20 protein-coding genes and 1 pseudogene are annotated in these 25892 nt (G+C 64.3%); 13 read left to right on the forward strand and 8 right to left on the reverse strand.

The window, feature by feature from the left end:
• Positions 1 to 133: 133 nt before the first annotated feature.
• On the reverse strand, positions 134 to 5869 hold the full coding sequence (locus JQ553_RS23680; RefSeq protein WP_212502441.1) for a hypothetical protein: 5736 nt from the start codon (positions 5867 to 5869) through the stop codon (positions 134 to 136).
• Between the two features lie 413 nt (positions 5870 to 6282).
• Here JQ553_RS23680 and JQ553_RS23685 point away from each other — a divergent pair, with 413 nt between their 5' ends.
• Both JQ553_RS23685 and JQ553_RS23690 read left to right on the forward strand, forming a co-directional pair.
• Positions 6283 to 6630 carry an Hpt domain-containing protein gene (locus tag JQ553_RS23685; RefSeq protein WP_249144544.1) on the forward strand — a complete coding sequence of 116 codons (348 nt, stop codon included), beginning with the start codon at positions 6283 to 6285 and terminating at the stop codon, positions 6628 to 6630.
• A gap of 175 nt (positions 6631 to 6805) precedes the next feature.
• Positions 6806 to 7126 (forward strand): 2Fe-2S iron-sulfur cluster-binding protein, encoded by a 321-nt coding sequence (locus JQ553_RS23690; protein ID WP_212502443.1) that lies wholly within the window; start codon positions 6806 to 6808, stop codon positions 7124 to 7126.
• 4 nt (positions 7127 to 7130) lie between these two features.
• Here JQ553_RS23690 and JQ553_RS23695 read toward each other — a convergent pair whose 3' ends face one another.
• Positions 7131 to 7592, reverse strand: a complete 462-nt coding sequence (locus JQ553_RS23695; RefSeq protein ID WP_312015189.1) for a thioesterase family protein — start codon at positions 7590 to 7592, stop codon at positions 7131 to 7133.
• Between the two features lie 164 nt (positions 7593 to 7756).
• Here JQ553_RS23695 and JQ553_RS23700 point away from each other — a divergent pair, with 164 nt between their 5' ends.
• Together JQ553_RS23700 and JQ553_RS23705 are read left to right on the forward strand one after the other, a co-directional pair.
• A complete protein-coding gene (locus JQ553_RS23700; RefSeq protein ID WP_212502445.1) occupies positions 7757 to 8785 on the forward strand; it encodes an NAD(P)/FAD-dependent oxidoreductase in 1029 nt (342 codons plus the stop codon).
• Between the two features lie 139 nt (positions 8786 to 8924).
• Positions 8925 to 9506, forward strand: a complete 582-nt coding sequence (locus tag JQ553_RS23705; RefSeq protein ID WP_212502446.1) for a DUF2147 domain-containing protein — start codon at positions 8925 to 8927, stop codon at positions 9504 to 9506.
• Between the two features lie 4 nt (positions 9507 to 9510).
• Here the strand turns inward: JQ553_RS23705 and JQ553_RS23710 are convergent, their stop codons facing one another.
• Both JQ553_RS23710 and JQ553_RS23715 read right to left on the reverse strand, forming a co-directional pair.
• Positions 9511 to 11406: a hypothetical protein gene (locus JQ553_RS23710; protein ID WP_249144556.1), complete on the reverse strand. Its 1896-nt coding sequence runs from the start codon at positions 11404 to 11406 to the stop codon at positions 9511 to 9513.
• A 157-nt stretch (positions 11407 to 11563) separates the two neighbouring features.
• Positions 11564 to 12637, reverse strand: coding sequence for a YbhN family protein (locus JQ553_RS23715; protein ID WP_212502447.1), 1074 nt, complete (start codon positions 12635 to 12637; stop codon positions 11564 to 11566).
• A gap of 384 nt (positions 12638 to 13021) precedes the next feature.
• Between JQ553_RS23715 and JQ553_RS23720 the strand changes: the two genes are divergently transcribed.
• Positions 13022 to 13528, forward strand: a complete 507-nt coding sequence (locus tag JQ553_RS23720; protein WP_212502448.1) for a ferritin-like domain-containing protein — start codon at positions 13022 to 13024, stop codon at positions 13526 to 13528.
• Positions 13529 to 13696: 168 nt separating this feature from the next.
• A pseudogene (locus JQ553_RS23725) lies at positions 13697 to 15095 on the forward strand (MFS transporter); the annotation flags it as partial.
• Here JQ553_RS23725 and JQ553_RS23730 read toward each other — a convergent pair.
• On the reverse strand, positions 15090 to 15524 hold the full coding sequence (locus tag JQ553_RS23730) for a hypothetical protein (RefSeq protein WP_212502449.1): 435 nt from the start codon (positions 15522 to 15524) through the stop codon (positions 15090 to 15092). The pseudogene JQ553_RS23725 and the gene JQ553_RS23730 overlap by 6 nt on opposite strands.
• Before the next feature lie 70 nt (positions 15525 to 15594).
• On the opposite strand from JQ553_RS23730, the gene JQ553_RS23735 reads away from it, so the two are divergent.
• Positions 15595 to 16029, forward strand: a complete 435-nt coding sequence (locus tag JQ553_RS23735; RefSeq protein ID WP_212502450.1) for a DUF1772 domain-containing protein — start codon at positions 15595 to 15597, stop codon at positions 16027 to 16029.
• A gap of 147 nt (positions 16030 to 16176) precedes the next feature.
• Complete coding sequence (locus JQ553_RS23740) at positions 16177 to 16794, forward strand: hypothetical protein (protein WP_212502451.1); 618 nt, start codon at positions 16177 to 16179, stop codon at positions 16792 to 16794.
• Between the two features lie 36 nt (positions 16795 to 16830).
• Here the strand turns inward: JQ553_RS23740 and JQ553_RS23745 are convergent, their stop codons facing one another.
• Complete coding sequence (locus JQ553_RS23745) at positions 16831 to 18174, reverse strand: PLP-dependent aminotransferase family protein (protein WP_212502452.1); 1344 nt, start codon at positions 18172 to 18174, stop codon at positions 16831 to 16833.
• A gap of 183 nt (positions 18175 to 18357) precedes the next feature.
• Here JQ553_RS23745 and JQ553_RS23750 point away from each other — a divergent pair, with 183 nt between their 5' ends.
• Positions 18358 to 18594: a DUF1127 domain-containing protein gene (locus JQ553_RS23750; protein WP_212502453.1), complete on the forward strand. Its 237-nt coding sequence runs from the start codon at positions 18358 to 18360 to the stop codon at positions 18592 to 18594.
• A 123-nt stretch (positions 18595 to 18717) separates the two neighbouring features.
• On the opposite strand, the gene JQ553_RS23755 is transcribed toward JQ553_RS23750, so the two are convergent.
• On the reverse strand, positions 18718 to 19143 hold the full coding sequence (locus JQ553_RS23755) for a universal stress protein (RefSeq protein WP_212502454.1): 426 nt from the start codon (positions 19141 to 19143) through the stop codon (positions 18718 to 18720).
• Between the two features lie 150 nt (positions 19144 to 19293).
• Positions 19294 to 19836, reverse strand: a complete 543-nt coding sequence (locus tag JQ553_RS23760; RefSeq protein WP_212502455.1) for a histidine phosphatase family protein — start codon at positions 19834 to 19836, stop codon at positions 19294 to 19296.
• Between the two features lie 94 nt (positions 19837 to 19930).
• Between JQ553_RS23760 and JQ553_RS23765 the strand changes: the two genes are divergently transcribed.
• The 4 genes from JQ553_RS23765 to flgK all read left to right on the forward strand — a co-directional run bounded on the left by JQ553_RS23765 (position 19931) and on the right by flgK (position 25887).
• Complete coding sequence (locus tag JQ553_RS23765; RefSeq protein WP_212502456.1) at positions 19931 to 21406, forward strand: FAD-binding oxidoreductase; 1476 nt, start codon at positions 19931 to 19933, stop codon at positions 21404 to 21406.
• Positions 21407 to 21465: 59 nt separating this feature from the next.
• Complete coding sequence (msrB, locus tag JQ553_RS23770) at positions 21466 to 21966, forward strand: peptide-methionine (R)-S-oxide reductase MsrB (protein WP_212502457.1); 501 nt, start codon at positions 21466 to 21468, stop codon at positions 21964 to 21966.
• Positions 21967 to 22149: 183 nt separating this feature from the next.
• Positions 22150 to 23955, forward strand: coding sequence for a flagellar hook-basal body complex protein (locus JQ553_RS23775; protein WP_212502458.1), 1806 nt, complete (start codon positions 22150 to 22152; stop codon positions 23953 to 23955).
• Between the two features lie 48 nt (positions 23956 to 24003).
• On the forward strand, positions 24004 to 25887 hold the full coding sequence (gene flgK / locus JQ553_RS23780) for a flagellar hook-associated protein FlgK (protein WP_212502459.1): 1884 nt from the start codon (positions 24004 to 24006) through the stop codon (positions 25885 to 25887).
• Positions 25888 to 25892 lie beyond the last annotated feature (5 nt).

Below are 25892 nucleotides of genomic sequence, written 5' to 3' on the forward strand. Positions count from 1 at the left end.
AGTCCGTCATTGCGGGCATCGGAAGCGACGCAGGGGGTCCCGCCGAGGTCCACGCGTCCGTTTGTTGTGGTTCAAGACCAAAACGGAGGCCTTTCGGCCTCCGTTTTCTATTCGCCTATCGTTCCTCGCCAGCTCATCCCAGCCGTCCCGCCGCGTGGGCGAGCAGCGTGTAGACCAGCCCGGTCTCCGAGATCAGGTGGCTGCGCAGTTCATGCTGGCCGCGGCCATCGCGGGCGACGTCATCGAGCAGACGCTCGAACTCGCCGATATAACGGTCGACGGTCTGCTTGAAGCCGCGGTCGGCGCGATACTTGCGCGCGACCTCGTCGAAGGCTTTCTGGCCCGCCGGCGTATACAGGCGCTTGGAGAATGCCTTGTTCTCGCCGCGCTGGTAGCGATCCCACATCTCGGCGGCGAGGTTGCGGTCCATCAGCCGGGCGATGTCGAGCGACAGCGACTCCAGCGGATTGGCTGCAGCCTGTGGCGCCGGGCGGCCACGCGGGACCTCGCGGCTCGGTACGGGCGGTGGCGTATCACTACTGCGGTTGAGCAGATCGGACAGCCAGCCGTCGCGGCCGCCATCGGAGCTCGCCGGGTTAGCCGATGGCGCCTCGGTGCGGCGCGAGGACGGCATGCCGAGATCCGGCGGCGGAAGCGTCGATGCGCTACCCCCGCTGTCCCGCATGCGCACCTCGCCACGGCCACCCGCGGCTGCCGCGATCGACTCCTCCTGGCGGGCGCTGCCTCGGTTGCTGCTGACGACGTCGAGCCCGCGGCCGTGATGCGCGACGATGCGGTTCAGTTCGGCCAGCGCCTCGATCTGGTCGACGATCACCTTGCGCATCTGCGCGGTGTTCTCGGCGGCCTCCTGCGGCATTTCCAGCACCCCGCGACGCAGCTCGTTGCGGGTGACCTCGAGTTCGTTGTGCATCTCCGCGGCCATCTGCTTCATCGCCGTGACCATCGCGGAGAACTTCTCCGTCGATTCCCTGAACATCGCGTCGGTCTCGGTGTTGCTCTGCTGGTACAGCTCGCTCATGGCGTCGAGCGTCTGCTGCCGCTCATTCTCGGCCGCGAGCCGCACCGCCTCGAATTGCCGGCTGATCGCCGCCGAACCGGCGCCGGCGGTTTCCGCCACCACGCGGGCGATGTCGCGGGCGCGCTCCTCGGCCGCGGCCAGCGATTCATCGAGCAGCCCGGTGAAGCGCGACAGCCGCTGGTCGAGATCGGTGGTGCGCAGGTCGATCGTCGTGACCAGCGACTCCAGCGCCGACTTGCGCTCGGTGACCGACGAGGTGGTGCTGCGATTGGCCTGCTCGACCATGGCAGCCGCCTCGATCAGTGCCTTGCCGTGGGTTTCGAACTGGGCCGAGAGCTCGCCGAGGTCCTCCAGCGCCTTGCCGGTCTTGCTGTTGAACGTCGTCAACTGATCTTCAAGCGTCCGGGTCGCAATGCCGTTGCGCGAGGTGACGTCGTTCATGGCGGACACGAAGTCGGCCACCCGGGTCACGAGCGCGCGCTCCAGCGAGTTGAGATTGTCGTGGGCGCCAGTCAACACCTCCTGCAGAAGGATGTTGCCCTCGCGCAGTCGCTCGAACAGCGCCACCGTGTCGGTGCGCAGGATCTTGCTGGTCTCCTGCATCTCGGTGACGGCGGAGATTGAAACCTGGCGCGACTGGTCGATGGCCGCGCGCGAGGCATGTTCAAGATCCTTGAGCGACTTCGCCACCGCGCCGGTCGCAAGATCGCCGGCCGAGGTGATGTTGCGCGCGACATCGTTGCCGTGCGTCAACATCGATTGCGAGAACGTCTGGCCGCGCGACTCGATCGCCTTCAGCGCGTCCGCGGTGGCGCGATCGATGTCGCCCGCGAGCTGGCCCGCCTTGGCGGAGAGCGCCTCGATCAGCGAACCGCGGCGGCCGTCGACCATCTGCGACAGGCGATCGGTCTGCTGCTGCACATAGGTGATGATCTCGTCGGTCTTTCCGGTCATCGTCGAGCCGAACGCGCTGGAGGCGGCGAGCACCGAACGTTCGATGTCGGCGGAGGTCGTCTTGACCTTGGTGGTGACCTCGTTGGACATGCTGACAAGCGATGCCTGCGCATTCTGCGCGGACGTCTGGATGTTGTCGGTGGTCTTGGCCGTGACCACGGTGAGCGAATGCTCGATCTCGGTGGACACCGCGCGGATCTGGGTTGCCGCGTCCGAGGAGGTGGCCGCGAACGTGCTTTGCGCCTCGCGTGCGCTGGCAAGGATGGACTGTGCGGTATCCGCACCGGCGGTGGTGAGCGAACGTTCGATGTCGGCGGAGATCGCGCGGATCTGGGTCGCCGCCTCGGAGGAGGTCGCAGCGAACGAGCTTTGTGCCTCGCGTGCGCTGCCGAGGATGGCCTGGGCGGTATCTGCGCCGGCGGTGGTGAGCGAACGTTCGATCTCGGCGGAGATCGCGCGGATCTGGGTTGCCGCCTCGGAGGAGGTCGCAGCGAACGAGCTTTGTGCCTCGCGTGCGCTGCCAAGGATGGCCTGAGCGGTATCTGCGCCGATCGCGGTCAGCGTGCGCTCGACGTCGATCGCCAGCGACTTGACGTGGTCGGCGGCTTCCGACGACGCGGTGACCAGGGTGTTCTGCGCCTCGCGAGCGCCGGCCGTCAGTGTCTCCACGGTCCCGTTGCCGACCATCGACAGCGAACGCTGGATGTCGGCGGCGAGTGCGGACACCTTGCTCGCGGTGTCCGCGGACACATTGACGAGGGTGTTCTGGGCCTCGCGCGCACCGGAAGTGATCGCCTCGGCGGTGGCGGCGCCGGTCATCGACAGCGAGCGCTGCACATCGTCGGCCAGCGTGCGGACCAGATTGGTGGCCTCGGTGGACGCGCCGGCCAGCGTGCTCTGGGCCTCGCGTGCGCTCGCGACCACAGCCTCGGCGGTGGCGGTGCCGGCCATCGAGAGCGAACGTTCGACGTCGACGGCAAGCGACTTGACCTGCCTGGTGACGTCGGACGAGGCCGAGATCAGCGTGGTCTGCGCTTCGCGCGCGCCGGACGTGATGGCCTCGGCGGTCGCCGTGCCGACCAGCGAGAGCGAGCGCTCGACGTCGGCCGTGAGCGATTTGACCTGGTTTGCGGTATCGGCGGAGGCACTGACCAGCACGGTCTGCGCCTCGCGGGCGCCCGAGAGCACCGACGCGGCAGTGGCGCTGCCGGCCGCCTGCAGCGTCCGCTCGACATCATCAGACAGAGTCTTGATCTGGGAAGTGACGTCGCCTGATGCCGTGATCAGCATGGACTGCGCGTCGCGGGCGCTGGTCAGGACCGAATTGGCGGCGTTGGTGCCGACGGCGGCGAGCACGCTCTCGACTTCGGACGACGTCAGCTTGAGCTGGGCGCCGACATCGGTCGATACCGTGAGCAGCGCCTGCTGTGCGGTGCGCGCACCGGTCTGGATCGTTTCGGCAGTGTTGACCACGAGATTGGTAAGCGAGCGTTCGGCGTCCTCGACATGGGACCGGATGCCGGACGACAGCAGCTCCGCACGCGCCATGAGGTCTTCACTGGCCTGCCGGCCGCTGCTCTCGATACGACCAGCGACGGCCTCGACGCGCGAGCCCAGCAGATCCTCGAACTGCGCGACGCGGGTGTCGATGTCGCTGGCGATAGCGCCGACCCGGCTCTCGATGCCCTGCTGAATGTCCATGAATCGCGCCGAGATGGTGTCGGTCAGGTGCGCGCTGCGGCCGTTGATGGTTTCGGTGACGCTGCCGATGCGATGGTCGACTGCGGCGATCGCCTGCACAGTGCCCTCGGTGAGGGTCGCGCCGAGGAGGCCGAGGCGCGAGTCGATCGACTGGATCGCCTGTGCGGCGCCTTCCGTCAGCGACGTCGCTAGCGTGTCGAGGCGACCCTCGATGGTCTCGGTGACCGACTTCGCGCGGGTGTCGAAGTTGACCTCAAGCGTCCTGAGGCGGCCGTCGATTGCATCATCCAACGACCTGAGGTGGTCGTCGAGGGACGTGTCGAGGAAGCTCAGCCGGCCGTCCAGCGAGTTGTCGAGTGAGCTGATCTTGCTCGACATCGAACTGTCGAAGGTCGTGAGCTTGTCGTCCAGCGAGGCGTCGAGAGTGGTGACGCGGCTGCCAAGCGTGGTTTCGAATTGCAGCAGGCGCTGGTCCAGCGAGGCGGTAATCTGCCCGCTGTTCGACATCACGCGGTGATCGAAGGTGTCGACATAGCTCTTCAGGCTGTCGGCGATGTCCTGGGTCCGCTGGCCCATGCGTTCGACGATGTCGCCGCCGAAGGTCTTGACGGTGCGGTCGAACTCCGAGATGTGGCGGGTGATCAGCGCGCCGAGCGTGCCGGAGTCCCGCGCGAACTTCTCGGCAAGCTCGCTGCCATGGTTCTTCACCAGCTCGTCGAACGCGCTCATCTGCAGCGACAGGGAATCGTGCGCGGTCTCGGTCTGGCTCACCACCCTGGCGACCAGCGAATTGACGGTGACGTCGAGAGCCTCGCTCGCCTTGTCGCCGCTGCTCATGATCTGGCCGGCGAGGCGGCCGCCGGCGTCGTCGATCTTGCTGACGAGGTCGTTGCTGCGCAGCTCGAGTTCCAGCAGCAGCGAGTCGGACGAATTCTTGAGCGAGTCATGGACGTGCTCGGTGCGCTCGGAGATGCCCTCGATGATGTTCGCCGACCGCTGCTCGAACTCGCCGGTGATGCGGTCGATGCGCTCGTTCAGCATCTCGTGAACGCGGTCGGCCAGATCGACGAACTCGTCGTGAACGTGGCCGGTCTTGAAGTTGAGGCTGGTGGTCAGCCGCTCGGAGGCGTCGAGCACGGCGCGGGTGGTCTCGGCGCTCGCTTCCTCGAGGCGATCGAGCAGGTCGCCCCCGCGCTCGCCGAGCGCGAGGATCATGTTGTCGCCCGCGTGACCCAGTGCGGCCGTGATGTGCTGGCCGCGCTCTTCCAGCGCGCCGGTGATGCTCTTGGCGACCTCGTCGACGCGCGAGGCGATCGCATCCGAGATCAGCGCGATATCGTGGCGCAGATCGATCTGCACGCCGGAAATCGCGCTGCGCACCTGCTCGGCCTGGCCGACCAGATTGTCACGCTGATGGGCAATGTCCTGCAGCAGAGCGCGGATGCGTACTTCATTGTCGGAATAGGCGCGTTCGAGCGCGGCGACTTCGTTGGCAACGAGAGTTTCGAGTTCGCCGGCGCGCGCGATCGCGCGCTCGACGCCGTCGCCCATCGCCGCGACCTCGCGGCGGATCGCCTGGCCGACCGTCACCATGGAATCGGCGGCTGCGTGTTCGGGCTCGGAGAAGCGGATCGCGACCTGCGCCATCGATTGCGCGATCATCCGCATCTCCTGGCCACGCCAGGCGAGGCTCGCGAGGAAATAGAACAGCAGGATCGGTGCGAGGAATAGCGCCAAGAGGCCCGTCAGCACCAGCACACCGCCGTTCTGGCCCATCGCGGCCTGCAGCGATGGCAGGAAGGCAGCCGCCAGGATGCCGCAGCCGATCAGCCAGACGCCGGCTGTAAGCGTTGCGAGCGTATAGACGTTGCGGGTAGGGCGCCCCTTCTGCAGCGCCTGCAGCAGCTGGCCGATGGTTTCGCGATCATCATTGGCGGCGCGGCGCGGGCTGCGCGGCTCGTCGATCGGCTCGAACACCGGATGATCCGCGACAGGTCGGGAGTCGAATGATGTGGCCGAGAAGTCGGGCGCTGCCGAGGGCGGACTTGGCGGGGTGGCATCGTCGTCGGTGGTACTGCGGTTTTCCGCGCTCTGTTCGCCGATGTTGAGGGCTTCCTGAATCGCAGAGAGCGCGACTTCGGTGGGATCTTTGACCTTTTTGGGATTGTTCGCCATGTTCAGTCCAAGCCCTCTTGCGATTTTCTATTTTGCGCGTCGGCGACCTTGCGAACGTCCCCCGCAAGCGCGAAGCCGGTGCCCCCAGCGGAGCGCAAGCCTGCCCGTCGGCGGCTTGTCCGCTACATCCTCAAACATCCTATTGGTTGAGCGATGCGAATGAAATGGTCGCAATTAAGACATTCTTAATCATCGTTAACAGCTTTGTGCCATAAGGCCTTATGGTTGCTTGTAAATTCCTCGTGGCAGCGCTGATTATGTCAATATTATGTCCTAAATCGGGCGGGTGTGCGGCCACCCCCGACAACATTCCGTTAACCAGTTTCGTGATTGGCTAGTCAACCGGCCGCCGGATACTCCCGGTGGCGACGACTGGACAGGCCATGCCGCTTCATGCCCAACGGATTGAATGGATGCCTTCGCCGCCGCTCGCTCCCGATGATGGCCCGATCGATCTCGATCACCTCCAGCGCATGACGCTTGGCGACTCCGCCCTGGAGCAGGAGGTGCTGGGGATGTTCTCGGCCCAGTCTGCGCAGATTCTCAGCGAGCTCGCTGCCTTGCCGGCGCAGGCTGCCGTGCAGGCCCACACGCTGAAAGGATCGGCGCGCGCCATTGGCGCCTTTGCCGTCGCCGACGCCGCCGCGCGGCTGGAGACGGCGTTCTCGACGGGTTCCGATCCGGCCGAACCGCTTGCTGAGCTCGGGACCACCATCGCCGAGGCGCGGGCGGCGATCGCGCTGATGCTGCGCCGATCCTGATCCTCAGCTGATGCTGCTCGAGCGCTTCCGGGAACTGCAAGCCGCTCACCATCCATTCAAACCGACCGGCGGCTTTTCGCGCCCCCGGCGCTAGCGCAGCGCGGGTCGACCCGTTATAGGGACTGCCGGGGACCTTCCATCCATCGTCCGGCGTATTCCGGCAGCATGAGCGACCATGGCTAAAATCCACTTCATCGACCATTCCGGCGAGAAACGCACCATCGATATCGAGAACGGCGCGACCGTCATGGAAGGGGCGATCCGCAATGCGATTCCCGGCATTGAAGCCGAATGCGGCGGCGCCTGCGCGTGCGCGACCTGCCACGTCTATGTCGACGAAGCCTGGCGCCAGAAAGTCGGTGCTCCTTCGCCGATGGAAGAGGACATGCTGGATTTCGGCTTTGATGTGCGGCCGAACTCGCGACTGTCCTGCCAGATCAAGGTGACCGACGATCTCGACGGTTTGATCGTGTCGACGCCGGAGCGGCAGGCCTGAAGACTTATTCCCCGTCGGGATTGACGCCGCGACGCACCCAGCGCCGGAAGTTCTGCTTGACCTCGGCTGGCAGCGGTGTCGGCTTACGCGTCGCCTCGTCGATCATGACGGTGATTGCCTTCGCCGACGCCACGCAGCGTCCTTCGGAAAACACCACCTGATCGAACGTGGTCGAGGTCCGTCCGAACTTGACGAGGCCGAGCCCCAGCTCGATCTTGCCGGGCCAGTGCAACTCGGCGCGGAAATGGATGTCGAGGCGCACCATGATCCAGCCGAGCCCCGGCGGCACCAGACCGTTGCTGCGGTCCTTCACCAGCGTGACGCGGCCGGTTTCGAAATAGCTCGCATAGACCGCGTTATTGACGTGCCCGTTCGGGTCGAGATCCGCAAATCGGACGTTGTCCGAAAGCCGGTAGGGGAAGTCTTCCAGGCGCGGCACGTCGCCGGCGCGGATCGGGTCATTCACAGGCGATATCTCCATCGGTCTGCCGTCCATACAGCCGACTTGTCGAAGCTCGGCAAGGGGTTGCCGCGCCAGCCCCTGTCCCTATTATGCATGTCCCGATCCGGCAGTGCTTGACTGGAGAGGCGAAAGCCGTCCCAGTTCATTTCAACCGAAAAGAAGCGGATATGAGCGAAGCGATCAAAACCGATGTGCTGATTATTGGCGCGGGCCCGTGCGGACTGTTCGCCGTGTTCGAACTGGGGCTGCTGGATATGAAAACGCATCTGGTCGACATCCTCGACAAGATCGGCGGCCAGTGCGCTGAACTCTATCCGGAGAAGCCGATCTACGACATTCCCGGAATCCCCTTCGTCACCGGCCAGGGCCTCACCGATCAGCTCGTGGAGCAGATCAAACCCTTCAATCCCACCTTCCACCTCAACGAGATGGTGGAGACGATCGAGAAGATCGGCGATCCGCTGTTCCGCGTGAAGACCGATGCCGGCAAGGAATTCGAGGCCAAGGTCGTTGTAATTTCGGCGGGCGGCGGCTCGTTCCAGCCGAAGCGGCCGCCGGTTCCTGGCATCGAGGCCTATGAGGGCACGTCGGTGTTCTACGCCGTGCGCAAGATGGAGCAGTTCCGCGACAAGAGCATCCTGATCGTCGGCGGCGGCGACTCGGCGCTCGACTGGACGCTCAATCTGCATCCGATCGCCAGGCGCATTACGCTGCTGCACCGGCGCGATGATTTTCGCGCGGCGCCGCACAGCGTCGAGCAGATGCGCGCACTGGTCGCCGCCGGAAAAATGGACCTGAAGATCGGCCAGGTCACGAGCCTCGAAGGCGCGGGCGGCCAGCTCTCCGGCGCGGTCATGAAGGCCAACGACAATGCGGTCTCGACCGTCGCCTGCGATACGTTGCTGCCGTTCTTCGGCCTCACCATGAAACTCGGCCCGGTCGCGAACTGGGGCGTGGCGCTGGAGAACAATCTCGTGCCGGTCGACACCGCGGCCTTCGAGACCAATGTGCCGGGCATCTTCGCGATCGGTGACATCAATACCTATCCCGGCAAGCTGAAGCTGATCCTGTCCGGCTTCCACGAGGGAGCGCTGATGGCGCAAAAGGCGCACCGCTATGTCTACCCGGACAAGCGGCTGGTGTTCCAGTACACGACGTCGTCGTCGAGCCTGCAGAAGAAGCTCGGCGTCCACTGATCCCAGCCGTAAGTAATATGGTCCGGATGGCCGCGCATTAGGCGCGGCCTGCGGCCCGCTGTCGCGCGGGCACTGGAACACTGCGCGAAATGGCCGTAGTGTTGGCGCATTCGTTTTGTCGATTGGTCAGGTGATGATGATGCGGAATGCGCTATCCAGGCTTCGGCTGCTGTTTGCGATCGCTGCGGCCCTCGTCGTCCCGGCACTTGCGGCGTCGGCGGCGGAGCCGAGCGCCGCTGGGCTCTGGCAGAAGATCGAGGACGGCAAGACGGTCGGGATGTTCCTCGTGATCGAGCGCAATGGCCTATACGAAGGCATAATCGCAAAGATGATTTCGTCGCCTGGGGATGAGCCCAATCCGACCTGCTCGAAATGCACCGACGATCGCAAGGACATGCCGTGGCTCGGCATTCCCTTCATCCGCGACATGAAGCGCAATCGGCTGGTCTATGAAGGCGGCAACGTGCTCGATCCGCGCAACGGCAAGGTCTACAAGGCGAAGATGACGCTCAGCGCAGACGGGCAAACGCTGACGATGCGCGGTTATGTGGGCATTTCGCTGTTCGGCATGGACGAGATCTGGAGCCGGCTGCCGGATAGCGCAATGGCACAGCTTGACCCAACGATCATCGCCAAATATCTGCCGGCGCAGGCCGCCGCCATGAAGCCGCCGCCGGCGACGAAGAAAGGCGCGGCGCCAGCGGCACCGGCGAAGAATTAGCTCCTTAACGCGTCGGAGAAATCCGCATCGGTAGCGGCGCGACCGGCTGCGAAATGATTTCCGGTACAGCGGTGTCGAGTTGAAGCACGCTGGCGGCCGCAGGCACCGCGGCATCCGCCATCACGGCGTGCCCTTCGGCGGTCGGATGCACGGCGCCGCCATAGACCGCCGACAGGATTCCCCAGGTCGCGTCGTGAATATCGGTTGGTTGCATCGCGGAGGGCAGGGCCTGCGGATAGGTCATGGCCGCGAAATAGCTGTCATTGGCATCGCGGATCCAGCGTGCGCGAGGCAGATAGGCGCGATACTCGCCGGCGCTGCGGCCGCACTTGAGCGGCTGGTTGGCCGCGATCACGATATCGGACTCGAAGCTGTTGCCGTTGGCGGCGAAACAGTCGCGGTCGAATTCCGGATCGGTCGAGGCGCGCGCGCAGAAGCCGTGGTTTGCGAACGCGTCCTGATGTGCATCGACGAAGGTCATGCGGTCTGAATTCGGATTGCGACAGATGATGCCCGACTGACACAGCGCGAGCGCCTTCAACTGAGGCAGGAATTCGTTCTCGACGAAATTCGACACAGCCGAGAGACGCCGCGGATCGGCGTTGAAAGACGGGTGAATGTCGAAGCCGGCGCGGCCACCGGGGCAGGGCGCGCCGCCATTGGCCAGTGTCGGATTGGCGTAGGTCGTGTAGATCACGCGCGAGAGGTCGCCGACCAGGGGCTTCAACGCGTTGCGCAGCTTGGCGAAGCCGGACGGCAGATCGCGCGTCAACGCCGAACGGGCATCGTCGACTGAGGCCATCGAGCCGCCGCGCTTGAACAGCGTCCGTTCGGTCGGCGTATCCACGATCACGTCGGCTACGAGGGCGGAGAAGTAGATATCGTTGGCGCCGATCGACAGCAGCACGAGGTCGAGCCTGCGGTCGGGCTGGCGCCGCTGTGCATCGGCAAGTGCCTCGCGCAACTCCGATACCTGGGCGCTGACGGAGCCGGAGCAGGTCGTGGCCGACTTCGTCGGCAGGCATTCCTTCGCGCGCTGCGAGCCGAGCAGGCCGTCGGAGATGGTGGCGCCGCTGCAGGCCAGCGGCAGGTAGGTCACAGCGATGTGCGGATATTGCACGGCAAGCGCCAGCGCCGTGCGGGTCTGATAGCTGTACAGCGAGCGGTGGCAGGCCGAGTTGAACCACAATGCGCTCTGCCGCTGCCAGACCGCCAGACTGTCGGGGGCTTCGCAGGCCCGGCCGCCTTTGTAGCCGGCGCGGCTCGGCCGGTAATACTGCGACGTGCCGAGATAGGAGCGGAAGCAGAATCCTTCGTCGGAAAGCGCGATCGCGCGGTCGGGATTGCCCTCGCCGGAGGCGATGCTGTCGCCGAGACCGGCGATGAGGAAATCTCGCACCGCGATCTCGGTCGAGACGCGCTGGTTCGCCTCCGAGCCGCTCGCGACGTCCACGGTCGCGACGGTGGCGCGGCCGTAGCGAACGCGCAGATTCACCGGCTCGGCGCAGTCGAAGGTCGAGGATTGCGGCCCGTCGCCGTCGTCGAACGACCAGGCGCAGGTCGCGCCGACCGGGACCGGGCCGGTGAGGCGGACCACGATCGAATGGTCAATCGGCGTCAGATAGCTCTCCTTGACGTTGTCGCGGGTGCAAGGCTCGTTGACGCGGCCCTGGAGGTCGATGCAGAGCCGGTTCACGGTGTTGCGCGCCCAGCCGCGGCCGTCGCTCTGCAACTCGAGCGCCTGCTCCGAGGCCAGCACGCTGCGGCCCAGCCCGCTCTCGACCTGGAGGCGGAAGTCGCGTTCCTCGCGGAACAGGCGAAAGCGGTTGCGAACCTCCCAGGAAATCTGCAGCGGCGAATTGCCGGCGGTCTGCGCGTCGGCGGCCGACACCGCGATCATCGCCAGCGCGGAGCCGAGCAACGTGGTGCAGATTGTCAAATAAAACGAAAATCGAGCCAGAAATCGGGTCATGGCGCGTTTGACGTTAGCGATGAGGCAAAAATAAGAGTGAGCTCTCCGAGGGCATGGCGCCAGGATGCGGGCGATAACGTCGTCGTTACCGCTTCAGGCGCTTGATCCGCTGCTGGCCTTCGATTGGTTGCCGCACGGTCGCCGAAGCCGTGCAGGCCCCGCCGAGTTTCCGTCGTTCCTGCCAGGGTTGGACCACGTTGAGCCACAGTTCGCGCATGCCCATAATCGAAATCGAAATCCCGAAAGGAATCAGAAAATACAGGATGCGGAACACGACCAGCGTCGCCAGCAACTGCTCCTTGCTGAACTCCGGCAGTGCCACGAGCATCGCCGCGTCGAACACGCCAAGCGAGCCCGGCGCATGGCTGGCGAAGCCGAGCAACGTCGCCAGGATGAACACCACCGCCAGCGATATGAAATCGATATGCGGCTGTGTCGGCATCAGGAGGTACATGGCCAGCGCGCAGAAACCGAGATCGACCACGCCGATCAGGACCTGCAACAGCGTCAGCCTGGCGGAGGGCAGCACCACCTTCCATCCGTTCTGACCGAGCTCACGGCGCTTCTCGCCGGTCAGGAGCCAGAGGAAATAGACGCCGATGCCGGCCAGGCAACCGATTGCGATCAACCGATTCATGGCTGGCGGCAAGAGGTCCATCGCGGAGGCCGCCCCGGGGTGCCAGGCCATGCCGAAGCCGAGCACGAACAGATTGCCGAGCCAGAACGTCAGCCCGGACAGAAAGCAGATTTTTGCGACATCTATCGCGGTGAGGCCGTAGTCCGAATAGATCCGGAAGCGGATCGCGCCGCCCGTGAAGACGGTGGCGCCAATATTGTGACCGATCGTGTAGCTCGTGAAACTGGAGAGCGCTGCAATGCGGTAGGGGACATGAGTCTTGCCGATCGTACGCAATGCGAAGAAATCATAGAAGGTCAGGGTGCAGAAGGCACCGACTACGCAGAGCGCAGCGAGCGCGATCCGATGCGGTGCGATTTCGGTGAGCGCCGTCAGGATGATGTTGGTGTCGACGCCTTTCAGCGTCCGGATCAGCGTCGTGACCGCGAACACGATGATGAGGAGACTCGCAGCGATCCCAAGCCGCTTCCAGCCGATCTTTTCCTTGAAGCCACGCCCGAGCGTGGTCAGCAGCCGATGCATTCATCCTCCCGGCGGGACTGCAATTTCAGTAGGACCCGGTCACGGGCGGTGACGGGTGACGGGCAAAGCGCACCGTGCGCGAAGACCCATAAGGCAAAACGGTTGCCTTGTGCAGTCCTTGACAAGCGAGGCCTTGGCCCTTGGCGGTCGTAACTGTCATATGGGCTACATATGTTCCCGCCTTGCGGATTGTGAGTCGCGGCGCATGCATCCCAGTCTGGTCAATTCGCCGTGTGTTTTCGTGTTCCACGAGGCGGCAGGACCGCATGGATAGATTTCGTAGGAACGTCCGCTAAACAGGCCGGTTAGCGCGGGCATCGGCACGACGGCGTGTGCCTCAGGCGGCTCGCGCCATGCGTGTTCCCACAACGGAAAGGACCCGCGATGGGACTGTTTACCAAAGACATCAAAACCATGAACGACCTGTTCGTGCATCAGCTTCAGGACATCTATTACGCCGAGAAACAACTTGTGAAGGCGTTGCCGAAAATGGCCGACAAGGCGACCGATAAGCAGCTAAAGCAGGGTTTCCTGACGCATCTTGATGAAACCAGGACGCATGTTCAGCGCCTTGAGCAGGTTTTCCAGATGCATGGTGCCGAAATCAAGGCGGTCGATTGCCCGGCGATCGACGGCATCATCGCAGAAGCCGACGAGGTGACGGGAGAGGTCGCCGACAAGCATGTGCTGGACGCAGCACTGATCAATGCGGCGCAGGCCGCCGAACACTATGAGATGACCCGCTACGGAAGTCTGATCGCCTGGGCTCGCCAGCTTGGTCGCACCGACTGCGCGGCCGTGCTGCAGAAGACGCTCGATGAGGAACGCAAGACCGACCAGAAGCTCACGTCTCTCGCGGAGGGCAAGGTCAACCTGCGAGCCGCCGGCTAACTGCTCCGGCCGTAGTCAGTAGGTCTATTGAGACAAAACGCCGCGCGGGGCTACCGCGCGGCGTTCTTGTGAGAGTTTTCGACGCGACGCCACACTTCGATCTGAAACGAAATGTCAGGTCGAACGGATACCTATCTCTCGCATTGGTTTCCGAAACGAGGTCGGTCCATGCGAAGCACGCCCTTGAGTTTTCAGCCCCTTCCGGAGGAACGCGCCGTGTTGCGCTCCGGCCGGCCGAAATTGGCGGCGGCGCTGACGCTTGCCGCGATGAGTCTTGGCTATGGCGTTGTCCAGCTCGACGTCACCATCGTCAACACCGCGCTCAATGCGATCGGCGCCTCGCTCGGCGGCGGCGTCGCCGAACTGCAATGGGTGGTCAGCTCCTATACCATTGCCTTTGCCGCGTTCATCCTGACGGCAGGCGCGCTTGGCGATCGTATCGGCGCCAAGCGCATCTACATGGCGGGATTTGCGATCTTCACCGCGGCCTCCGTCGCCTGCGCGCTCGCGCCCGACGCGGTAACGCTGATTGCCGCGCGCTGCATTCAGGGATTGGCGGCGGCCATTCTGGTCCCCAATTCGCTCGCGCTGCTTAGGCACGCCTATGCGGATGACAAGACGCGGGGACGCGCTATCGGCGTCTGGGCGGCAGGCGCAAGCCTTGCACTGACTGCGGGCCCGCTCGTCGGCGGTGGCCTGATTGCGCTCGTCGGCTGGCGCGCGATCTTCCTGGTCAACCTGCCGATCGGTCTGGCCGCGCTGTGGCTCGCATGGCGCTTTGCCGGCGAGACGACGCGCCATCGGCAGCGCGAGATCGACCTGCCGGGCCAGATCACGGCGCTCGCGGCACTCGGCACGCTTGCCGGCGCTCTCATCGAAGGTGGCACGCTCGGATGGGACAGTCCGTTCGTTTGTCCTGTCAGCCGTCTTCATGCTGCTTTTCGTCTGGCGCGAGGCATGGGCGCCGCAGCCGATGCTGCCGCTGTCGCTGTTCCGCCAGCGCATGTTCGCGCTCACCTCCTTGACCGGTCTCCTCGTGAACGTCGCGATCTACGGGCTGATCTTCGTGCTCAGCCTGTACTTCCAGCAGGTCAACGGTCTGTCGGCGTTGGAAACCGGTCTTGCCTTCGTGCCAATGCTCGGAGCGGTATTGCCGGTCAATTTGATCGCGCCGCGTCTCGCCGAGCGGATCGGTGCGGCTCAGACCATCGCGCTCGGCGCGACGATATCCGCCATCGGGTGCCTGGCGATGCTCGGAGTCGATCGCGGTACGAGTTACTGGGCGATCTGCTTGCAGATGATCGCGCTGAGCGGCGGGCTCGGTCTGCTGGTGCCGCCGTTGACGTCCACGCTGCTCGGCAGTGTGGAGACGGCGCGCTCTGGCATCGCGGCCGGCGTGCTGAATGCGACCCGGCAGACCGGCAGCGTGCTTGGCGTTGCTCTGTTCGGTTCGCTTGTCAGCGGCTCCGCGGCGTTCATCGGTGGTCTCCACGCGTCGCTGGTGATCTCGGCCGGAGTGCTGCTTGCGGCCGGCGCGTTGATTTGGATCGGCGCAGGCGCTTCAGGCCTTGCGCATCGCAAAGTAGGCGCCGCAAAACGCCATGACGCCGCCAAGACACAGCGCCGCAAGGCCGGCGAGGACACCGGAGATTGTCGGAATCGGGCTCGGCGCTGACGCGGCCTGTCCCGCTCCCGCAAGGATCAGCACGCCGATCACGATCAGGAACTGTCGCATCCGGTGCGGGATATGGCCGGATACTGCGCTGTGCATCAGATTGGCGGTGAAGTAACCGCCGGTGAATCCGACACCGGCGATCAGCCACCACGCGATAGCCGCGCCCGCCGGCATGAAATCCTTGGTGTCGGAGCGCCACAGGCCGCCGAGATCGAGTCCGTAGCGTGCGCCGAGCATGTGCACGGCGAGCGCCAGCAGCACACCTGAAATCATCGCGCCTCCCAGGATGAGGTAGCGCGGAAAATGGGTCGTCTCGGCCATGGTCAGCTTGTAAGATAAAGACGACGGGCCGCGCAAGCATGCGCGCGGGCCTTGCAGAGAGGCTTGTTCGATGGGGAGTGGCCTTCTGGCGCTGATGGTCGCGGCGATCTTCACGGGGGCAGCGCTCTACGTGAATATGGTTGAGCAGCCTGCGCGGCTCACTCTCGATGACCGCGCGCTGCTCGCCGAGTGGAAGCCGTCCTACCGGCGCGGCTTTGCGATGCAGGCGCCGCTTGCCCTGATCGGATGCATCCTCGGCCTGATCGCCTGGTGGCAGGCGTTGCATCCAGGGTTCCTGATCGGCGCCGTGGCGATGATCGCTCCATGGCCATGGACGATTTTCGTCATTAAACCAACCAATGATGCGCTGCTTGCCACCGAGTTCGACCAGGCGGGGCCCCAGTCGCGGGCCCTGGTCGTGAAATGGGGCGGGCTTCATGGCGTTCGCACCGTACTGGGCGCAATCGGCACGCTCGCCTACCTCTGGGGATGTCTGCAGCGTTAGAGTTAGAGCATGATCCGGAAAGGTGTGTCGCTGTTTTCCTTCACGACAAACGCGGAGCGTTTGCGCGGAGATCATGCTTTCAAACAACAAAGAGATAAGATCATGATGCTATTCGACCTGATCGCATCATGATCTCGGATTCGCGACATGACGGTTGTTCCCGCCGACGAGAAGGCGGAGCCGGTCCGCTACGCCTACAAGGCGTCTTTGATCGGCTCCGCGCATCAGTTTGAGCTGACGGACGGCGGGCTGTCGTGGCGGATCGCCGGTAGGTCGGGCCTGTGGCTCTATACCGACATCGCATCCGTCAAACTGTCTTACCGTCCGGTATCGATGCAGCAGCAGCGGTTTCGCGCCGACATCGACAACGCCAAGGGCGGGCGGATCGCGATCCTCTCGACCACCTGGCAGACCGCGACGCTCATGGCGCCGCAGGGGCAGGGCTATCGCGACTTCATCGTTGAACTGCACCGCCGGATGCAGGCGGCGGGCAGCAAGGCAACGCTCATCGGCGGCCTCGGGCCGAAGACCTACGCGGCGGCGCTGGCGCTGCTGGCGGTCCTGGCAATCGCGATGATCGCACTGTTTGTCCGCGCGCTGGCGGCTTCGGAATGGACTGGCGCGTTGTTCCTGGTCGGTTTCGCCGTGTTGTTCGCCTGGCAGGTCGGAGGCTTCGTCACGCGCAACCGGCCACGGCGCTACGGCTTCGATCATCTCCCTGACGTGCTGCTGCCGCCTTCTGTCGCAAAGCGCAGCGAAATATAGCTTCGCGCTTCCCCTGAGCGGAGAGGGCATCGCCGGTCATTCCGTCGAGTCAAAATCCTCTTCGGTCGCGCTCAACATCCCCGCCAGTGTCCTCAAGCCCAGCTCGAGCTGCTCCATCGGCGGTGCGGCGAGCGCGAGTCGCACGGCATTGGGCGCGTGGCCGGGCGTGACGGCAAAGGTGGTCGACGGAGTCAGCGCTATGTCGCGCCGTGCGGCCGCCGTGACAAAGGTCTGCGAACGCCAATGCGGCGGCAATATCAGCCACATGTGATAGGACTTCGGGTTGGTCTGCACTTCGAAACTCGTAAAATGCTTCGCCGCCATCTGCTGGCGCCGCCCGGCATCGATTCGCTTCAGCCGCGACAGTTCTGCTGCCGTGCCGTCGCCCATCAGTCGCTGTCCCGCGGCGAAGGCATAGCCTGACGCCGTCCAGCCGCCCGATCGCACCGCGGCCATGACGCTCTCGCGCAGCCGTGGCGGCGGGACGATGAAACCGAGCGCGAGGCCCGGCGCGACCTTCTTCGACAGGCTGTCGAGCACGATGCAGCTATCGGGCGCGAGTGCGGCGAGCGGTACCTCCTCGTCGAGGAAGCCGTAGACCGTGTCCTCGATGACCGTTAGGCCGAGCTTCTCGATCACGCGCAAGAGATCGACACGACGCTCGGCCGGCATGGTGATGCCGAGCGGGTTCTGGATCGTGGGCTGAATGTACAATGCCGACAGATGCGCCTCGCGATGCGCCTTCTGCACCGCGTCCGGACGTACGCCGTGCTCATCCATCGCGAGCGGCACCAGCGTGACGCCAAGCCGCGCCGCGATGCCCTTGATGAAGGGATAGGTCAGCGCCTCGACGCCGCAGCGTCCGCCGGGCGGCGCGACGGCCGCGAGCGCCGCGGCGATGCATTGCCGTCCGTTGGCGGTGAAGACGATCTGGTCCGGGCTTGGCATCCAGCTCTTGCGCGCGAGAAACTCCGCCGAAATGGTGCGCGCCGCGCGAGTCCCAAAACTGGTCGCCTGCCGCAGTGCGACTTCGAGCGCTTCCGGACGTTCGAGCCCTTCGAGGCTTTTTGCGATCATCGCCGTCTGGTGCGGGAGCAGTGGATAGTTGAATTCGAGATCGATGCGGGCGCCGCGCGGCTCCGTCGACGCGGCGACGCCACGACGTGCTTCTCCGGAGACGAATGTCCCCCGGCCGACTTCGCCGACCACAAGCCCGCGCCGCAACAGCTCGGTATAGACCCGGCTCGCGGTCGACACGGCAATTCCGCGGTCATAGGCGAAATGGCGTTGCGGCGGCAGGCGGTCGCCAGCCTTGAGCGCGCCGCTGGCAATCTCGGCGGCGACCGCGTCGGCCAGCTTCAGATATTCGAATCTCGACATTATTGTACCGAGAGCAATGTTTTACTTGCTCCGAGTAATGTACCGGATCATTTATAGCGAAGCAAGCCCGCGATGCACTGAAGAGAGCGCAAGCAATCCGAGGTGTCGGAAAGGTGCAAGTGCCGAAACAGCATTTGTATCAATTGCATCGCTTGGCCGCGCGGGCCCTCGAAGGAGATGACAATGACCACGATATCCTCAGCCGCCGTGCCGCCAGCGCGAGGCAGTATCCCGGGTGGATTGTTCCGATTGCTCCGAGCCTGGACCGATGCGCTCGCCACCTATTGGGTGCGCCGGGAAGCGATCAAGACCTTGCGCCGCCTCGACGACAGGGCGCTGCGCGATATCGGAATCTCGCGCTGCCATATCGAGACGGCCGTCACAGGCGACATTGATCTCGAGCTTATCCGGATTCGTTGAGATTGGTTATGCGTTCGCACGCGACGTTAAAGCGCGATGACAATGGATCAGCATCGCGCTTTAGGTCATTGTTCGGGCGTGATCTTTTCGGAAAGCTCCTGCGCACTTTTCCGGATCAGGGCCTTAGTGCCTCACCACCAGCACCGAACATTTGGCATAACGCACGACGTGCCCGGCATTTGAGCCGAGGAAGTATGTGCGCATCGCCGGGCGGTGCGACGTCATCACGATGAGGTCGGCCTTCATCGCGGCGGCCTCTTCGAGGATCTCATGATAGATGCCGCCCTGGCGGACCACGCCGGAGATGCGGTCCGGCTCGACGCCGGACTCGCGCGCCACGATCGCAAGGGCCTCTTCCGAGGTTTCCCGCTGCTGGGCGTCGAAATCGGCCGGCACATATTCGGCAAGCATCACCGGCGTCATCGGCAGCACGTTGAGCAGGCGGATCGAGCCGTTCCAGGTCCGCGACAGCGTCGCGGCGGTTGCCAGCGCAGGCTTCGCCAGATCGGTGTCGGCGAGGTCGATCGGCACGAGAATGGACTTGTACATCTGCGCCTCTCCGCGATTGGTCCGGAGCCGTTTGGTCCCTCTTGCGCCGGGACGCGAGCCCTCATTTTTATGTTGATGTTTTTTAAACGCGAACGGTCCCCTGTCGCGCGAGCGCAGTATAGCACGAAACGACAGCGATGTCCGCCGGCCTCAGTCGTGCGACGACTGCCGCAACAATTTCGGGCTGACGAACAGGATCAGCTTGCCGCGGCGGAACGACACCTCGTTCCAGTCATCGGTCGCGAAATCGAAGACCGCAAGCCCTGACGTCGGCAGATTGTCGCGCAACGCCTTCCTCGCGGCCTCGTCGCCACTGCCGGTCAATGTCAGCGCCAGCTCGTGCATGCCGGGATTGTGGCCGACCAGCATCAGCCGCTTCGGATCAGTGGCGGAGGCCATGCGGATCGTGGTTAGCAATTGCGTCGGATCGGCGCCGTAGAGCTCCGGCAGGAATTCGACTGACGGCTGCGGCGCAAGGCCCTGCATCGCCTCGCGCGCGATCTCCCAGGTCTGCGCCGCGCGGACCGCCGGTGACACCAAGACCCGATCGGGAAAGGGCGGGTGGCGGCCGATCCAGCCGCCCATCTCAGCGGCATCACGTCGGCCGCGATCGTCGAGGCGGCGGTCCTGGTCATGCCCCGAAGGTGCATCGGTCTCGGTTTTGGCATGACGCAGCAGCAGCAAACGGCGCATGGACTATTATCTCGATTCGTTCAGCCGAATTAATTCTACAAGCTCGTGCCCGGGACAAGGTGACAAGCGCCGCAGCGGTTCGTAAGAGAACGACATGAGCGAGACTTCCACAAGTGCGGCGGAGGGCCCCGACGAGGCGGCTTCGCCCCGTGCGCGCCTGTTACACGATCTTGACGTCGATATCTGCGTGGTCGGAGCGGGGCTTGCCGGCCTGACGGTCGCGCGTGAGGCGGCCCGCCTCGGTGCGAGCGTTGCCGTGCTCGAGGGCCGCCACGTCGGCTGGAACGCCTCAGGCCACCAACTCGGCACCGTGATGCCGGGCTTCAACCTGCCGGTCTCGGGCCTCATCGAAAGGGTCGGGCTCGAAGATGCCCGCGAACTCTGGGCGCTGTCGAACGAGGGGGCCGAGTATGTCCGTGGCATCGCGACCGCGGGGCTGATCCCTGACATCGGCTTCAGCGAGGGCGCACTCGAAGTGCCCAACGTCGATGCGGGCGAGGCGCTGATCCGCCGCGTGCAGACGCTTGGCGAGGAGTTTGGGGCAGATGTCGAGGGCTGGCACGTCGACCGCGTCCGCAGCGTGCTGAAGACCGGCCGCTACTTCCACGGCATCCATTACCCCAAGGCCTTTCAGATCGACGGCCGCAAATATGTCCATGGGCTCGCAGCGCTCGCGACGCGCGTGGGCGCGCGGATATTCGAGGATACGCCGGTCGTCAGCATCGATTTTTCCGGCATTCGCAAACGCATCGCGACGCCTTCGGCGCGGTTGCGCGCCTCGCACATCGTGCTGGCCGGCAACGTCCATCTCGGGGCGCCGCTGGAGCGATTGTCCGAGACGCTATTGCCGGTCTGGCGCTATGCGGCGTTGACCGAGCCGCTCGGTGAGCGGCTGGCTGACGCGATCGCCTTTCAGGGTTCGGTGATCGATAGCGATGGCATCGATCATTTCCGCATTGTCGAGGGTGACCGCCTGCTGTGGGCCAGCCCGGAGACCACGTGGCCCGCGCAATCGACGAGATTCGCCAGGGGTGTGCAGCGCCGGATCGAGACTGTATTCCCGCAACTCGGGAAGGTGCCGATCGCGGAGACATTCGGCGGCGCGGTCGGGGTGACTGTGCATGGCATGCCGCAGATCGGCCAGTTGCGCAAAGGACTCTGGGTCGCCAGCGGTTTCGGCCGGCAGGGACTCAACACGTCGGCGATGGCCGGGCAGTTGATCGCGCGCAGCATCCTTTGGGGGGACGAGCGCTGGCGGCTGTTCTCACCATTCGAACTGGTCTGGGCCGGCGGCGCTATCGGCCGCGTCGCGGGCCAGGTCATTGGCATGTGGGCGAGGGGCGCCTCATCCGCCGCCGGGGTATTCGCCCGCTACCGCGAGAGTGTCCGAGCCAAGGAGCGGATACGCGAGGACCGGCTTACCAAAGCCAATCTCAGGGCGGGAACCCGGGCGCCGTCGCGTCGCGGTCGGCTGCCCGTCGCCCCGCGCGCTTTTGGGGTACGGGAGCGCGCGGATGCACATCCTGTTCCCTCGCAAGAAAGTGAGAGGGTCCCGGACGATTCGATGTAATTTCGGGCGGGTACAACCGTATTTGATGGAGAACATTTGTACCCATCGGAGAAGCTGTGATGATCGATCGCCGTATCCTGCTTGCTGCTGTCGCGAGCCTACCGGGCCTGGCTGTTTTCCGCTGGTTGCAGGCCTCGCCGGCGCGGGCCGCCGAGAAATTCGAGATTGAGAAGACCGATGCCGAGTGGCGCGCGCAATTGACGCCGCAGCAATATGACATATTGCGCAGGCAGGGCACCGAGCGTCCATGGTCGAGCCCGCTCCTCAAGGAGCATCGCAAGGGCGTCTTCGCCTGCGCCGGCTGTAACCTGCCGCTGTTCTCCTCCGACACCAAATTCGAGAGCGGCACCGGCTGGCCGAGCTTCTACCAGCCGCTCGAGGGCGCGGTCGGCACCACCCAGGATCGTACCTTCGGCATGGTCCGCACCGAGGTGCATTGTAGCCGTTGCGGCGGCCATCTCGGCCACGTCTTCGATGACGGGCCAAAGCCGACCGGTCTGCGCTACTGCATGGACGGTTTTGCCCTGGTGTTTCATCCGGCGGCGCCCTCGGCGACTTGACGCACTCTCCCGGCAATTGTTGCCGGCCCGGCAATTGTGCCCCGGTCCCGCGACCGGGGTTTTTCTTTTAAATACATGATTTAGCTACGTTTTGCCTGCTGGCACGACGCTTGCGACACTCTCCGCCGATGCGGCCAGTTCTCGGAACGCGGGCCGCCGGGAACCGGATTTGGAGAACGTGTCATGGGTATCTTCGGCGCACTTACGACCTCTGTCGGTGGCTTGCGCGCAGAGTCGTACGCACTCGAGAACATCTCAGGCAATATCGCCAACTCGCAGACCACGGCGTTCAAGCGCATTGACACCTCCTTCCTCGACCTCATTCCGCAGACCGCGCTGACTGCGCAGCTTGCGGGCGGCGTCACGGCACAATCCCGCTCGACCAACTCGGTGCAGGGCGACGTGCAGCCCGCGTCGGTTGCGACCTTCATGGCGATCAACGGCAACGGCTTTTTCGCGGTGCAGAAGCCCGGCACCTTCACCGACAATCAGCCGGTATTCGACGGTGTCGACCGCTACACCCGCCGCGGCGACTTCCAACTCGACAAGAGCGGCTACCTGGTCAATGGCGCAGGCTACTACCTCGAAGGTGTCCCGATCGACCCGACCACGGGCAACCCCTCGGGCAGTTCGCCGCAGGTGCTGCGATTCCAGAACGACTTCCTGCCGGCGCAACAGACCACCAAGGTCGACTATCGCGCCAACCTCGCAAGTTATCCTCTGACCACCAAGCACGACACGTCGGTTCCGGGCTCTGAGCTGATTGCACCGGGATCCTTCAGCTCGGGCCATAACCCGCTGGTGCTGGGCACGCCGGCGGCGCCGTTCACCGATTCCACGTTCACCGGCACGGTTCAGAGCAACAAGGCGACGCCTTCGGTGGCGAATACGGGCGCCACCGCTCTGTCAGGCGCCGCGGGCACCGATTCGATCAGCGCCAACTTCGCGGCCGGCGACACCATCACGGTGAACGGCACCGTCGTCACATTCGTGGCTTCCGGTGCCACCGGCAACCAGCTCAACGTCACCGACAGCATCTCGACCCTGCTGAGCAAGATCGACTCGATCACCGGCACGGCCACCGCGTCGACGATCACCGGCGGCTCGATCACTCTGCACTCGGGCACCACGAGCGATCTCTCGATCACGAGCTCGAACTCGACCGCCTTCGCTGCGCTCGGCTTTACCGGCAGCGTGTCCGCGAGCCGCGGCGGCGGCGGCACGGTCGGCACCGGCCAGGTGATTGGCAACGACAACTCGACTTTCCTCGACGAAAGCGTCGCGGGCGGCGCCGTCACCACTTACGACGTATCGGGTGCGCCCGTGAACCTGCAGTTCCGCTGGGCCAAGACGGACAGCTCCTCGCAGGGTCCTGGTCATACCGATACCTGGAACCTGTTCTATCAGGTCAACCCGAATGCGACCGGTACCCAGGTCGCCTGGCAAAACGTCAATGTCAACTTCACCTTCTCCGCGAACGGCCAGATGTCGCCGGCGATCCCGACGGTGACGCTCAGCAACGCCGTCGTCAACGGCGTGTCGCTCGGCAATCCGGTCATCAACTTCGGCACCGGCGGCGTGACCCAGTTCGCCGACGCCAACGGCAACGTCCAGGTCAACCAGATCCAGCAGGACGGCTTTCCCGCCGGTCAACTGCAATCGGTCAGCGTCTCGACCAACGGTCGCATCGTCGGCAACTACACCAACGGCCGCAACATCGACCTCGCCGAGATCTCGGTGGCGACCTTCAACGGCACCAACTTCCTGAAGCGCGTCGATGGCGGCGCATTCGAGCAAACCGACGAATCCGGCGCCCCGGTATTCGGCAACGCCGGAACCATCGTCGGTTCTTCGCTCGAAAGCTCCAACACCGACATCGCCGACGAATTCACCAAGCTGATCGTCACGCAGCAGGCCTATTCGGCGAACACCAAGGTGATCACCACCTCCAACTCGATGGTGGAGGATCTGCTGAACGTGCTGCGCTGATCGCGGCGACGATACACGTTTGCACTTGTAAGAGGTGAGTAACACGTCATGGGTCTGAGCCAGGCTCTCTCCACCGCGATGTCAGGCCTGCGGGTCACGCAGGCATCGCTGTCGCTTGTATCGTCGAACGTCGCGAATGCGGAGACGCCCGGCTATACCAGGAAGACGCTCAACCAGGTCGCCGGGCTGAGCGGTGATTACGGATCCAGCGTTCTCATCAACGGCGTCAACCGCCAACTCGACGAATATCTGCAGACCCAGATTCGCACCGAGACTTCGGGCGCAGCCTACGCCGACACCCGTGCAACTTACCTCGCCAACCTGCAGAGCGTGTACGGCAATCCCGACGAGACCGGCACAATTGAGGACGCCTTCAACAAGCTGCTGACCGCGATCCAGGGCCTGTCGACCAGTCCCGACTCACAGTCGGCCCGCATCGGCGTCGTCAATGCCGCGCAGACCATGGCGCAGCAACTCAATGCGACGTCGCAGGGTATCCAGAACCTGCGCGCCAACGCCGAGAGCGGCATCAACGACTCGATCAACACGGCCAACAACGCCCTGGCGCAGATTGCGGCCATCAACAACCAGCTTCAGGCCAGCGGCCGGACCGACGCTTCGACGGCGGCGCTGCTCGACCAGCGCGACCAGTATGTCGCGCAGCTGTCGCAACTGATGGACATCCGTACCGTCACCAACAGCCAGAACCAGTTGACTGTGTTCACCAATTCCGGTGTGCAACTGGTCGGGACCGAGGCAGCGACGCTCAGCTTCAATCCACAGGGCACGGTGACGCCGAATACGCTGTACAATTCCGATCCGGCCAAGAGCACAGTCGGCACCATCTCCATCACGTTCCCGCATGGCGGCAGCTACGACCTGGTGTCGACCAACTCGATTCGGTCCGGCAAGATCGCGGCCTATCTCGAGCTGCGCGACAAGACGTTGGTGCAGGCGCAGACGCAGGTCGACCAGTTCGCGGCCGCGATGGCGAGCGCGCTGTCGGACAAGACGACCGCGGGCACCACAGCGCCGGCATCGGTCGCGCCGCAGGCCGGTTTTGATCTCGATCTCACGGGGCTGCAGAACGGCAACGTCATCCATGTGACCTACAAAGACAACACCACCGGCGCGACGCACAATTTGTCGATCGTCCGCGTCGACGATCCGAGTGTGTTGCCGCTGAGCAATACCGCAACCGTCGATCCGAACGACGAAGTGCTCGGGGTCGATTTCTCCGGCGGCATGAGCTCGGTGCTGTCGCAGCTCAACGGCGCGCTCAGTTCGACTGCGGGCCTGCAGTTTTCCAATCCGTCTGGATCGACCCTGCGCGTGCTCGACGATGGTGCCGCCAACCGCTCCGACGTGACCGCGGCTTCCGTCACCACCACGATCTCCTCGCTCACGTCAGGCAATCCGCAGCTTCCGCTGTTCACCGACAATGGCATGGCCTACACCGGCGCGATTACCGCCAGCGGATCGCAGATGACCGGCCTCGCTGCCCGCATCAGCGTCAACTCGGCATTGGTCGGCGATCCCTCGCGCACGATCGTGTTCTCGACCAATCCGCAGACCCCCGCCGGAGACACCACGCGCTCCGACTTCATGCTGTCGCAGCTCTCGAATGGATCCTACGCCTATTCGCCGCAGACCGGCCTTGGAACTTCCAGTGCCCCGTTCAGCGGCACGCTGTTGAACTTTGCAAAGCAGTTCATCAGTCAGCAGGGTGAGGCGGCAACATCGGCCCAGAACCTGGCGGACGGACAGGACACCGTGCTCAACACGCTGCAGCAAAAGATGAACGCGACGGCCGGCGTCAATATCGACGACGAAATGGCGCATCTGCTGGCTCTGCAAAATGCCTATTCCGCCAACGCGCGCGTGATGTCGTCGATCAAGGAGATGTACGACACGCTCATCCAGGCCATGTGAGGGTT

It is taken from the genome of Bradyrhizobium lablabi, from assembly GCF_018131005.1.
GTDB lineage: Bacteria > Pseudomonadota > Alphaproteobacteria > Rhizobiales > Xanthobacteraceae > Bradyrhizobium > Bradyrhizobium lablabi_D.